11 protein-coding genes are annotated in these 12,238 nt (G+C 41.9%); 6 read left to right on the forward strand and 5 right to left on the reverse strand.

The window, feature by feature from the left end:
* From IIC38_17620 to IIC38_17640, 5 genes are all read left to right on the forward strand, one after another.
* The coding region (locus IIC38_17620) for a DEAD/DEAH box helicase (protein ID MCH8127750.1) at nucleotides 1-457 on the forward strand (457 nt) is incomplete at its 5' end.
* Nucleotides 358-1,983 (forward strand): penicillin acylase family protein, encoded by a 1,626-nt coding sequence (locus IIC38_17625; GenBank protein MCH8127751.1) that lies wholly within the window; start codon nucleotides 358-360, stop codon nucleotides 1,981-1,983. The genes IIC38_17620 and IIC38_17625, both read left to right, overlap by 100 nt.
* The gene (locus IIC38_17630; GenBank protein ID MCH8127752.1) at nucleotides 1,984-2,349 is read left to right on the forward strand and encodes a hypothetical protein; all 366 of its coding nucleotides are present in this window, start codon (nucleotides 1,984-1,986) and stop codon (nucleotides 2,347-2,349) included.
* Nucleotides 2,350-2,386: 37 nt separating this feature from the next.
* Nucleotides 2,387-3,181 carry a cyclase family protein gene (locus IIC38_17635; GenBank protein ID MCH8127753.1) on the forward strand — a complete coding sequence of 265 codons (795 nt, stop codon included), beginning with the start codon at nucleotides 2,387-2,389 and terminating at the stop codon, nucleotides 3,179-3,181.
* Between the two features lie 160 nt (nucleotides 3,182-3,341).
* The gene (locus IIC38_17640; GenBank protein MCH8127754.1) at nucleotides 3,342-4,187 is read left to right on the forward strand and encodes an isocitrate lyase/phosphoenolpyruvate mutase family protein; all 846 of its coding nucleotides are present in this window, start codon (nucleotides 3,342-3,344) and stop codon (nucleotides 4,185-4,187) included.
* Between the two features lie 56 nt (nucleotides 4,188-4,243).
* Here IIC38_17640 and IIC38_17645 read toward each other — a convergent pair whose 3' ends face one another.
* From IIC38_17645 to add, 5 genes are all read right to left on the reverse strand, one after another.
* The gene (locus tag IIC38_17645; GenBank protein ID MCH8127755.1) at nucleotides 4,244-4,681 is read right to left on the reverse strand and encodes a VOC family protein; all 438 of its coding nucleotides are present in this window, start codon (nucleotides 4,679-4,681) and stop codon (nucleotides 4,244-4,246) included.
* Between the two features lie 241 nt (nucleotides 4,682-4,922).
* The gene (locus tag IIC38_17650; protein ID MCH8127756.1) at nucleotides 4,923-5,135 is read right to left on the reverse strand and encodes a GyrI-like domain-containing protein; all 213 of its coding nucleotides are present in this window, start codon (nucleotides 5,133-5,135) and stop codon (nucleotides 4,923-4,925) included.
* 37 nt (nucleotides 5,136-5,172) lie between these two features.
* Nucleotides 5,173-5,847, reverse strand: a complete 675-nt coding sequence (locus tag IIC38_17655) for an AraC family transcriptional regulator (protein MCH8127757.1) — start codon at nucleotides 5,845-5,847, stop codon at nucleotides 5,173-5,175.
* Nucleotides 5,848-6,505: 658 nt separating this feature from the next.
* The gene (locus tag IIC38_17660) at nucleotides 6,506-9,301 is read right to left on the reverse strand and encodes a TonB-dependent receptor (GenBank protein MCH8127758.1); all 2,796 of its coding nucleotides are present in this window, start codon (nucleotides 9,299-9,301) and stop codon (nucleotides 6,506-6,508) included.
* Nucleotides 9,302-9,788: 487 nt separating this feature from the next.
* Nucleotides 9,789-10,796 (reverse strand): adenosine deaminase, encoded by a 1,008-nt coding sequence (gene add, locus IIC38_17665; protein MCH8127759.1) that lies wholly within the window; start codon nucleotides 10,794-10,796, stop codon nucleotides 9,789-9,791.
* A gap of 443 nt (nucleotides 10,797-11,239) precedes the next feature.
* Here add and IIC38_17670 point away from each other — a divergent pair.
* Nucleotides 11,240-12,238, forward strand: a 999-nt coding sequence (locus IIC38_17670; GenBank protein MCH8127760.1) for a S8 family serine peptidase, incomplete at its 3' end; no start/stop codon positions are given.

Genomic DNA, 12,238 nt, shown 5'->3' on the forward strand with positions numbered 1-12,238 from the left:
CGAGGTCGATCAGTCTTACGTGACCGTCGAACGACCCGAGAAGTTTCGCCTGCTGCACAAGATACTGAAACGAGACGATCACCCGATCACCATCGTGTTCACCAATACCAAGGCCGCCGCCCGCAAGCTGGCCAAGAAACTTTACGATGCGGGCATCGATGCCAAGGAAATTCACGGGGATCTGATTCAAAAGAAGCGTGATCGGGTCATGGATCAGTTGTTTCCCGATTTCCCGCCAGTTTCAGAGCCTGTCATCCCAAAAAACACCAAATGGAATTTTCAACCCAAGTCTGTCACAAAGCCAGATGGCAGCTTTGAGCCAACAATCAGCGCTCTCTTTGGAGATGATTTCTATGAATATGGCGCCCAATCAACGGCAGTAATAATTGGGTTGTATCCGGCGCCAAAACAAAGAGCGGCTTTCCGATTCTCAGTAACGATCCTCACCTGGCTTTAACGCTACCCTCAATTTGGTATGAAATGCAGTTAACCGCTCCGGGTTTAAATGTTTATGGGATTACTTCACCCGGAGCTCCCGGAATCATCGTTGGATTTAATGAGAATATTGCATGGGGTGTTACAAATGCGGGCTCAGATGTTTTGGATTGGTATGAGATCAAATTTAAGGACGAAAGCAAGCAGGAATATCTTTATGATGGCTCCTGGCGCAAAACCACCAGAAGAATTGAAGAGATCAAAGTTAAAGGCAGCGCTGCAATTATGGATACGGTGCTCTATACACATCATGGGCCTATAGTTTATCGTGAAGATGAAAAACCATTTGACAGCCAGGTGCCGCCTGGGACAGCCATGCGTTGGATTGCCCTGGATGCCTCGATTGAATCTCTCGCACTGCTAAAGTTAAGTCGAGCGGAGAATTACCAGGATTTTAAAGAAGCCTTGAAATATTATGATTCACCGGCACAAAATTTCGTTTTTGCCGATCGAAATGGTGATATTGCAATGCATCATAACGGCAAATTTCCGCTCCGCTGGAAGAATCAAGGCAAATATATTGGAGATGGCAGCGATCCTTTGTATGATTGGCAGGAGTTTATTCCCAAAGATCAGCTTCCACTGGTAAAAAATCCAACAAGAGGATTTATCAGTTCTGCAAATCAAATCCCGGTGGATGAATCCTATCCGTACTACCTGGGTTGGAATTATGCCGGCTACACCAGAAGTGGCAGAATTAATGAGCGGCTGGCACAAATGGAAGACATAACCGTACAGGATATGGTTGGTTTGCAAAATGACTTTCTGAATATTCACGCCAGAAAAGTACTGCCAGTCCTCCTGGATTCTATAGATCCGGCCACACTTTCCGGCATCGAAAAAAACAGCTACGATGAACTGAAAGATTGGACTTATATCCACAATCCCGATCTTATTGCACCACGAATTTTTAATTATTGGTGGTTTTACCTGAACCAGGCGATCTGGAAAGATTTCAGAGAACATCAAAGCGGTTCATTGCGATTGCCAAATCGGACCATTACAACCGACATGATTTTGAAGGATCCCGACAATGAATATTTTGATGATCCGGAAACCGAAGTGGTGGAAGTACTTGCCGATCTTGTCAAAAGTTCATTCAAAACTGCAATTTCTGAAATAGAGAATGATTTTGGCGCTATTGGAGCTAATTGGCAATTAGGAAAATCGCGTGGGACGAATATCAATCATGTTGCCAGTATTCCTGGGATGGGTAGGGAAGGCTTATACACCGGCGGAAATTTTAACACGGTGAATGCCATCCAGCGTACTCACGGCCCTTCATGGCGAATGGTGGTAGAACTAGGGCCCGAAGTTAAAGCCTGGGGAATTTATCCCGGCGGAAATTCCGGCAACCCGGGTTCAAAATATTATGATTTTATGGTGGATGATTGGGTGGATGGAAAAATATTCGAGCTTCATTTTATGAAAACTCCGGAAGAAGCGAATGATAAGTTTAGTACTACTACTTTTCAGGCGAGTAGGTAAATGATGAAAAACCTGTGGTCCAAAGGTTTACTTTGTTTTTTCAGTATCCTGGTTCTACAGATTTTTACACCATTTTGGTGGTGGATCATGGTCATTCCATTTTTGTTCGCACTTTTTACTACAAATTCCGTCTGGGATGGATTCTGCATCGGAATGGTGAGCGCTGGAATACTTTGGCTATTGGCCTCATTGTTTTATTGGCTGACCGGCAGTCAAATAATCGCTGCCAGGATTGCAGACATGATGGGAGTTGGAATTTCATTTGCCATGGTTTTAATAACTTGTGTTGTCGCCATGATCGCATCGGGTTTTGCCGGCATGACTGGTTATTTATTAGGATCAATTTTTAGAAATAAGATTTATTAATTACAATCATAAACTAACAAATACAAGGATGATGAAAATGCGCACTTTATTTTTCACAACAGTGGTGTGTCTATTTTCTATTGGGTGCACGAATTCCGGAAATGAAAATGATCGCTTTGCCCGTTTGTTTTCTGGCGAAGCCAGGGTGATCGATCTTACCCATTCCCTTAACAGTAGCAGTCCATATTGGCCCAGCCCTGACGGTAATCCCTTTAAGCATGAAATTATAGCTGCTCACCCAAGCGGCGCAGCCATTTTAGCAGCCTACAGTACCCCCGAGCATTTTGGCACACATATGGATGCTCCAATCCACTCAGCTGATGGACAGGCAACTGTAGACCAGTTACAGGCAGCCGATCTCTTCGGCCCGGCTGCTGTGGTAGATATTTCCGCAAAGTGCGAAAGCGAGCCGGATTACTTACTCTCAAAAAATGATCTTTTGGAATGGGAGGAGCAATATGGCAAGCTGCCGGATGGCGCCATCGTACTGATGTACAGCGGTTGGAGTAAAAAGTGGACAGACTATGAAGCCTATAAAAACCAGGATGAAATGAACCGTATGCATTTTCCTGGTTTCTCGGCGGAAGCAGCGCATTTCCTGGTAAATGAACGAAATATCCGCGGTATCGGGATCGACAATTTCAGCATCGATTATGGGTTATCAACTGATTTCGCGGTTCATAAAATTTTTAATGGCGCCGGCAAATATCACCTGGAGAACGTGGCAAACGTCCACTTGTTGCCGGCAAAAGGAGCTTACTTGATCGTAGCGCCAATTAAGATCGAGGGCGGTTCTGGCGGCCAGGTACGGATTTTTGCTGTGGTTCCGTAGTTCTATTCAATGGGTATGAGTTACATAAGATTTAAGTAAAAAAAATGAGAAATTAAGTTTGTTGTGTCATCGCGAGGAATCCTGAGCGGAGTCGAAGGGCGACGTGGCGTTCTCATACTATACTAGCCATTAGTTAGCATTATGGTATTAAGGTAGGTTTATGGAAAAATCAGTTCAAATTCAAAAAGCCCAGGATTTTCTTGCGCTTCATCATGATGCCAAACTGCTGGTCTTGCCAAATATCTGGGACCCACTCGGAGCAAAATTATTGGAAAGTTTGGGTTATCCTGCCGTTGCAACTGCCAGCGCTGCTGTGGCATATTCATTAGGTTATGACGACGGACAAAAAATCAGTTTTGAGGATATGCTGGATGTGATTCGACGAATTGCTGCCAGTGTTGAAATACCACTGACTGCAGATATAGAAAGCGGCTACGCTGAAAATCCCAAAGAGGTTGCTGAAAATGTCAGGCAGGTTCTCGCTGTCGGTGCGGTTGGTATTAATATTGAAGACAGCGTTTCTGAGGGAGGACCATTACGTCCAATCGATTTTCAATGCGAACGGATCGCCGCTGTGCGGCAAATGGCCGAACAGGAAGGCGTGCCATTGGTCATTAATGCGAGAATCGATGTATTTATTAGCGGCGGGAGCAGATCCAAATCTGAAATGACGGCAGAAACCATCACGCGGGCAAAAGCCTACCTGGAGTCCGGAGCGGACTGTATTTATCCGATCGCGCTGGGCGATGTCGAAACCTTGCAACAAATCCAGGCTGAAATCGATGCGCCAATCAATGTCTATGCCTCCGCATCTACTGCATCGATGGCGGAGTTAGAGGCTATCGGAATCAGCCGATTAAGCCTTGGCCCCGGGTTTCTTAAAGCCAGTCTGACTGCTATGAAAAGAGTGGCATTGGAGCTGAAAAATTACAGTTCCTATGATTCGTTCACCAAGGATGTGATGACGAGTGAGGAGATTGTGAAATTGATTGAAGGAAAGAAGTAGGGTAGATCTAAATACTCTCTCGGTAGTTTTCTCGGTTTGATGACCTTAACCTATTGTTATTTGGTTGTTGCTCCGCCCATTTTAGTAAAAAAGCTATCGATGGGTTCCCATAGTTCAATTTTGTTGCCTTCCAGGTCCATAATATGAACAAATTTTCCGTATTCAAACTCTTCAATGTCGTCCACTATAGTCACACTATTTTCTCTGAGTTTTTTTACCAAACCTTCTATATTCTGTACTCTATAATTTATCATAAACTCTTTCTCAGATGGGGCGAAATAATCTGTTTCTTCCTCAAATGGACTCCATCTAAGATAATTTATTTCCTCTGGTTTATTAGCGTTTCTGAATTCAAAAGGCGAACCGAAATCATCTATTGCAAGTCCTAAGTTTTTACTATACCATTCCCTTGTTTCTTTAGGATTTTTCGATCGGAAGAAAATTCCACCAATGCCAGTAACTTTTGGTGTTGTATCGTTCATAGCGGTCTCCATTTGTTTAGGTTTTTCTGTTTTGTTTATCTTAGTGTCATTATTATTGTTTGTTGTGCAACTTGCAGTTAAAATGATTAGAAGTAGAATTTTAGTTATGTTTTTTATTTCTTTCATTTTTAATTACCTCCGTCGTTTGTGTAAAACATTGCTTTTATTTAGCCATAATGATTGTATTAGAACCATTGTTTATATATTCAATTTACACAAGGTATCTTTCAATTAAAAAAATCATCCTATTTTTCTACAGATTTCTTAGCTTATAGTGTTGAAGTGGTTTGACCGGAAGGCAAAGATCCAGTTCAAAATGATCCCAGTTGGTGATATTATCCTTATCCAAAAAAATCTCTAAAGCATGTTGATGTTCAGGTTCATAGCGGCTGTTGACCAACCAATTTGTAAACAGGTAACTCCAAGCAGTTGCGACTATTCTAAGGTCTCCGGATATTCGGGTCATTACATACTTGCACCCGGGCATAGTCATTACAGAAATATCAAAGATCCTGATCAAGATTTATTGATTTCGGAATCGTTAGGCACACTTCATAGCAATTCTTGTCTTTTGGGGTTACCAGGGGATCGTCTAACGACATTCCAAAAATTGTTTCTGTTTCATATAAGCCCATCTCCTTCGCCCAATTCACCATTCGAGAAAATGCATTTAGCACGCGGTTTTCCTGGTAAGCACCCATGACTCTGATAAAGGCCACCCGTCGTTGAGGAATTTCCTTTATGTCGACTGGAAATTTATTCCTTAATTGCTCGGTAGACATGGGAATAATGTATTCATCTATAGGAAAGAATTCTTTGCAAATCTTGCTATTTTTAATAATTCCGCTTTTTCTGTATTCATTGGGCGTAATTCCGAAATACTGCTTAAAAGACCTTGAGAAGGTGGATGAGGAAGAGAAACCAGATTCCAGGGCAATATGGGTTGCCGAGTTTTTGGAGTATATTAGGAGACGGGCTGCCTTCTCTAGTCGAAGGCGATTTGTAAAAAACTTTACTGTCTCTCCTGTAATAGCCCTAAAAATCCTATGGAAATGGAAAGAGGAGAAACAAGCAGCCCTGGAGAGTTCATCTAGTGATGGAGACTCGTCCAAATGAACAAGCATATAATCGATAGCCCGATTTATTCGGTTTGTGTATATAGCTTTGGGATCATCCATTTTGGTTTTTACTTCATGTAACGAACCTGACCCAACAATTTTGGCTTTTGAGATTTTATAACTGTTTTGTCTAACATTTCCATGGTTCCTCAATGGATTATTTTATTTTAAGAATAAATCAAAAGTTAAATTCATGTGATTAAAAATCAAGAAAAATATTTTAGTTATTTTTACACAAACAGATAAAGTAGAGTTTAAGAGGTGGAATCTAAATCCCCACTATTTTATATATCTTCTGTTTTGGGATGCACTATAAACCTATTGTTAAACATACTTTTTAGGATCATCAGAACTCTATACATTAACCTGATCTATTCATATACCTTATCACTGTCATCCCGTCACGCAGGATGCTGCAGAATGCGCAATATCATTAAAATGTCATTCTGATCCCGCCTGGCCGGGAGAAGAATCTTGTTGGTACAGCCCTTAATAACTTGATTATACTAGAGTTACAACGAGTTTCAAACAAGATCCTTCACTCCGCTTCGCTCCGTTCAGGATGACAATTCCAGGCTTTTTGCCTATTCTGCGACAGCCTGCACACGACGGGATGGCAATTTCTCTTTTTGGGATGCATTCGGTAACAGCCAAGCAATAAGCTAATTTGTTTTTCATATATAAATCTTGTTCATCCTGTTAATCCTGTCTAAATACTTTAATCTTTGTATTTATCCGGGTAAAATTTAACCTGGAAGTGTGCAAGACGACCGATCTCGGGAGCTCCGACAAACTCCTTATGTTTATTGTCAAGCAGATTTTGCACCGTTAAAGTAAGGCGGATTGCGGATTGACCGGGAAGGTCTAACCCTGCATTTAGATCGAGAACTCCGAAAGGATTAACTTCGCCGATAAATACGCCTGAATTCACCGGAAAACCCGCAACATACCGGTAGCGAAATCCCCAGCCCAAGCCGGATTTGGGTTCCCGATATTGTAAACCGAGACTAAACTTCTGTTTGGGTGCATTCAGGGCAATATCCCGAACACTATTTTCATCCTGGAAAATGTTTTTGCTAACGTATGAATACGCTCCGGAGATGTTGAGAGTTTTGGTGGCAGCATAAGAGAAGTCTAAATCCAGACCCACCAGGTTTATGTCGCCGAAATTACGAAAAGTAAGCATTAAATCACCTGGATAAATGGATTCGTTGGGTGTCACTGTTCCTACTGGAATGTTTGAGATCCACCGGGCAAAAGTGGGAGCCAAAGTGATAAAAGGTTGAGTGCTCGAGGTGAAGACTTCCGTGGCAAGCAGAAATTCGTTAAGAGATTCTTCATCGAAGAAAACATTGGGTGTTTCAAGCAACAACGGCCCTATGAAATCTTTAATCTGGTTATAATATAAATCGACATTCACGATGAGTTTGTTTTTTAGAATGCCTTTGTAGCCGATTTCAAATGTAGTGGTTTTTGTGGATTCAAGACCCTGGATATTGGTGATAATTCCGGGATCGATAAGCTCAAACTCCCCGGTTGTTGTATTGAAAGTTTTTAAGACGGAAGATACGTCCTGAGCAGTTGGCGCCGGAATTGATTTTAGACCGGCAAAGAACAAATCCAGGCCGCTTCCCTTGATCCGGGTGATTAATTCTACAACTTTATCCCACATGACTGTCGCATCAGCCGGGATAAAACCACTTTGGTTCGGGAAATATAATGGAATAGGCTGCATATACAAACCGGCTATACCCCCTTCTTCATTTTGCTCGTATTTGAAACCGTTATCCGGAACGCCTCGAACCCGTATGTTAAATGGCTGGAATTCGGCAAAAGGACTTAAACTAAGAAAGCGATCAGGGATTAACGGGCTGACCAGGCGATCCAGGAACAGGTTTTCCGTTGAAGGAGTTGTAAATGCCTTGCTATACGAAATGCGGAATCTATGATCTTGACTGGCAGAATAAACCAGCCCGGCTCTGGGTGAAAAAAATGGCTCGTCTATGCGATTATGAAAGTCATATCGTCCGGCCAAAACAAATTTAAATTGCTCGCCAAGGTTGGTTTCCGATTGAAGATAAAAGCCGGCTTCATTGATTTGATCGTCCTGTTCAAATGCTCCATTCACCGTTCCGGCAGTTACCGGCCGGGTCCAATAAGCATCGATGCCATAAGTAAAATGCTGGAAATTACCAAGGGAGGTCCTGTTTTGAATTTGTGTAGAAATGAATTTCGATCGATCTACCAAATCTCCGCCATCACGAGTCAGGTAGGTTTCTCCCGAATTGCTGGTATTAATATAGGCTTGCATAAACAAATTTTTGTAAATCAATTTCGCTTGCCCATAAATAGTCCGCCAATTATCAACCACTGCAGCAGATATCTTAGTCAGTTCCATATTGCTAGCGCTGTTATAGCCGGTATTAAATATGAGGGTCAGGTTATTGTTGATTCGGTAGTCAAAACGAGCGGTGCCGGCCATTTTGCTAAGGTAAAAATCACGGATGCCAATTCTCTTGTCATTTTCGTCCAATGGATCGGGATTCAGCAATCCTCTTCTTTGATAATCCAATTCAATTTCGATTAGCCGGGTTCGGACAGAGTCCTCAAAGGCGTCATGGGATGGAAAATCGACTCCCTGCATATAACTGCCTGTAACTTTGAAGCCAAATTTGTTGTTGATACTGGCGGCAAAGCGAAAATCTGTCGTAAAAATACTGCGCTGCCCAAGACCAAAATTGATGGTAGTTCCTTCCGAACCGAAAGGTGACTTTGTGATAATATGTGTAACGCCACTGGCGCTATTGGGACCGTATAAAGATGCGGCAGGACCACGAATGACCTCGATGCGTTCGATATCCGAATTTGCGACTGCCAGAAAGTTGTAGGCATTGAACCGCAATGAAGCAACCCGGCCGATTCGGTTGTCCACCATCAGCAAGTGAGAGCCGGAAAAAATATCGTTGAATCCCCTGATCGCCACCATACTTTGGTTGATGCCGGTTTTGACGACATCCACCCCTGCCAAACCGATCAAATGATCGGCCGGGGACATTGCCCGCCTTTGTTGAATTTGAATAGTATCTAGTATGGTCACCGATGCAGTCGGTTCAAGTATTTTGGTGCTTTGCCGATCGATGGTTTCTTTGTGGGCGGATACAGTAACCGGGTCCATTTCCAGCGCTTGTGGTTTTAAGGAGACGTCTAATTTTCGCTGCTCATTAGAAGTTAAAACGAAGGGCTCGAGCACAAATTTTTCGTAACCAATATAGGAAACGGTTATTGAATAACTCCCCGGCGGGATATTTCTAATTTCATAATTGCCATTTGAATTGGAAACGGTTCCCAGGGCTTGCAGAGTCTTGTTTGCCGGTGAGAGGGTAATATTTGCACCGTTTAGCGCTTTGCCGGATTCAAGATCGCTAACCGTGCCTCGAAGCAGTGCAGATTGGGAAAAAAGTTGATTGACTGATAAGCATAAGAGAAACAGGGTGATCAGTAGTATTTTTTTCAATTTGAATTCCTATTTTTAGGTTAGATTAGTATTATTGTACCCATCTGGTAGGAAATAAGCAACCTGAATAATTCATGAAACCTATTTTTATGTTTAAAACTTCCAGTTCTGTAATCCTGTCTCGCAGGCTGTTGTAGAATGGCATAAAAGTCAAGCTTTATATTCCTGATTTTATCAAGAAAGACCAGAGGCAAAATAGCGATATTTGGATTTAATACGACACTGTTGACTATTTGAGTTGTTATAAACTAGATTAGGAGGGGCAATTGAGATAAACAAATTACAGCTCTATAACTCCGTTTAAAAATACCTCATCGAATTTATGAAACTGACCGCTAATGCTGCTGAATTTGAACATCAAACTCACATCCGCTCAGACTTCTCCTTATTGACTGAAATTGCTATGAAAATCGAACATCCCGAATAGCAATCATAGTTTTTCATTATTGCTATCGAGGGGTGCCGGAAGAACCAAAAAATAAAAACTCTATTCAAAATATTGCTTACGAACCCTCGACTTAATGGCTTCAGGCAAAAATGAATGCTCCAGGGCATCGGTATTGATTTTCATGAAGTCCTGCCGAGTCAAGCCAAATTTGTCCACAATCATTTCATATTCATGCACCAGGTTAATTCCCATGAGATGGGGATCATCGGTGTTGATGGATATGGAAACCCCTGCCTGGTAAAGATTTTTGATGGGGTGCGTTTCTAAACTCTCGACACATCGTGTCAGCCAGTTGGAAGTCACGGAAAGCTCCAAATGGATATCCCGCTCTTTAATCAAATTCAGCACCTCTTCATTCCCCCAGCTTTTAATGCCATGGCCAATTCTTTCAGCCCCTAAACTTAATATAGACCGTTTCACATACTCGGCATCGGTGTCTTCGCCGCTGTGAATGGTAATATGTAATCCACCCTCGCGGGCCGTTTCTATCAAACCGAGGAAATTTTCCGGTTCCGTGCCTGTTTCAGCATCCGCTAAATCATACCCCACCAGGCGTTCCGCAACCGGATAACGGCTGGTTTTGAATTTCAGCACATCCATTAAGGCAATGCGGTTTAGCTCATTGTCCATTCCCCGCACACCGATGGCGATCAACCCCACCTCGATAGGATATTTTTGCATGCCATCCTGGCTGCCATCGAGAACACCGCGGATGATGTCATCATTACGCAATGCCGGTTTCCCGGCTGCAATAAATGTCGGGCCAAAACGCAGCTCTAACAGTTTCACGCCATCATGATAAGCATCTTCAATATTCTCAAAAGTGACCCGGCGGATATTCTCATATGAATTGAGCACTTTCTGGTGCACCCAGAATACATCCAATACTTCTTGTATGTTTTTCATGGGCTGCGTAACACGACAAATGGCAGCAAGTTCCTGAATTGTGTCAACGCCCAGGTCAATGTTGTCTTTTTGTGCAATTTGCCAGATTGTGTTGAGGCGGACGCTGCCATCCAAATGAACGTGAGTTTGAACTTTTGGCAAATCGACAATCCAATCCCGGGGATTTTGGGAGCTGCAACTTAAGCTCAAAAGGGTTCCGCAAATAAAAAACAGTGCTTAATCATTTTCCTGGTAATAGGTGCTTTGGTTTGTTTTGTCTAGAGAGCCTTTGAATTGTAAACAAGTTCCGACATTTTGGACTTTGCCACAGTTGTTTTATTTTTTGAGTCGTTGATGAATAAAAAATAAAATATTTTTCTCTTGCAAACTTCAGATAAAATAGTAACTTTCATTTTAGTATCCCAATTGAATTTATAAAATTTCAAACCATTCAATTGCTGGATTTAACAAAATATGTTCAACGTTATTATTTAAATCGTATCAAAAATGAAAACATATCAAGCAATTACACCCAACGCGGTAATCATCTCCAAAAATATATTTCTCCTGCTGTAAAACCATCTAAGATCGCATTGAGATTTTTTTTGAAGAGTATGATGTTGATTTTATCTAATCGAAATTTCCGGACTTATTATTTCTTTGTTTATGCAATTATTTTGTTGGTCATGGTTTATGCTCCCTTTAAAGCCATTGCACAACAAAATTTAATTCCGTATCAAGATTATGTTCCCGGGGAGATTATAGTAAAATTCAAACCTACTCTTGAAATCCTTAATGTGCTTCAACCCGTTGCTGAGAAACCCAGAAATCCGCAAAAACGTACGAGTTTAGTAAAATCGGAAAAAACAGCATTGTTACGGATTGCTTCACTTGATGCATTGCAAAGACAGTTTGGATCTTTCCAAATAGAAACGATTGTCCCCCTTCCCCGGTTCATTCGCTCACCAACCGGCCAAAGACTTAATTCTAAAACATTAAATTTGGCAGAATTGTCAACCTTAGTCAAGCTTACCTTTGCCAAAGAAATAGATTTGAACAAAATCCTGGCTGCCATCGAAAGCAATTCAAATGTAGTTTATGCCGAGCCAAATTACATTTACAGGATTGATGATATTTTTCCTGGAGATTCGAAATTTTCGGAGCAGTGGGGATTGAATAACACCGGTCAAACCGGTGGATCTAAAGATGCCGATATCGATGCACCGGAAGCCTGGAAAATTCAGAAAGGTAATAGCAATGTTATTGTGGCTATTGTGGATACAGGAATCGATTTCAATCATCCTGACCTTAAAAAAAATATCTGGACGAACAATGGAGAAATTGCAAACAATGGGTTAGATGATGATGGTAACGGTTATATCGATGATATTAATGGCTGGGATTTTGTTAACCAGGACAACAAGCCCATGGATGATCATGGACATGGCACTCATGTTGCCGGTATTGTGGGCGCCGTTAGCGATAATAATATTGGTATGACTGGTATTTCATGGTATGGACGTTTAATGGCCTTGAAATCTATTGCAAAATCCGGTCAGGGGAATGTAAAAGCTGTTGAAGCAATTTATTATGGTACCCATAAC

It is taken from the genome of candidate division KSB1 bacterium, assembly GCA_022566355.1.
Taxonomy (GTDB): Bacteria; Zhuqueibacterota; JdFR-76; order JdFR-76; family DREG01; genus JADFJB01.

Excerpts from the sequence above, each read along its gene's own strand:
- IIC38_17650 (MCH8127756.1), bottom strand. The coding sequence starts at position 5,135 with ATGACCCGAATATCCGGAGACCTTAGAATAGTCGCAACTGCTTGGAGT.
- IIC38_17635 (MCH8127753.1), top strand. The coding sequence starts at position 2,387 with ATGCGCACTTTATTTTTCACAACAGTGGTGTGTCTATTTTCTATTGGG.
- IIC38_17630 (MCH8127752.1), top strand. The coding sequence starts at position 1,984 with ATGATGAAAAACCTGTGGTCCAAAGGTTTACTTTGTTTTTTCAGTATC.
- IIC38_17655 (MCH8127757.1), bottom strand. The coding sequence starts at position 5,847 with ATGGATGATCCCAAAGCTATATACACAAACCGAATAAATCGGGCTATC.
- IIC38_17640 (MCH8127754.1), top strand. The coding sequence starts at position 3,342 with ATGGAAAAATCAGTTCAAATTCAAAAAGCCCAGGATTTTCTTGCGCTT.
- IIC38_17645 (MCH8127755.1), bottom strand. The coding sequence starts at position 4,681 with ATGGAGACCGCTATGAACGATACAACACCAAAAGTTACTGGCATTGGT.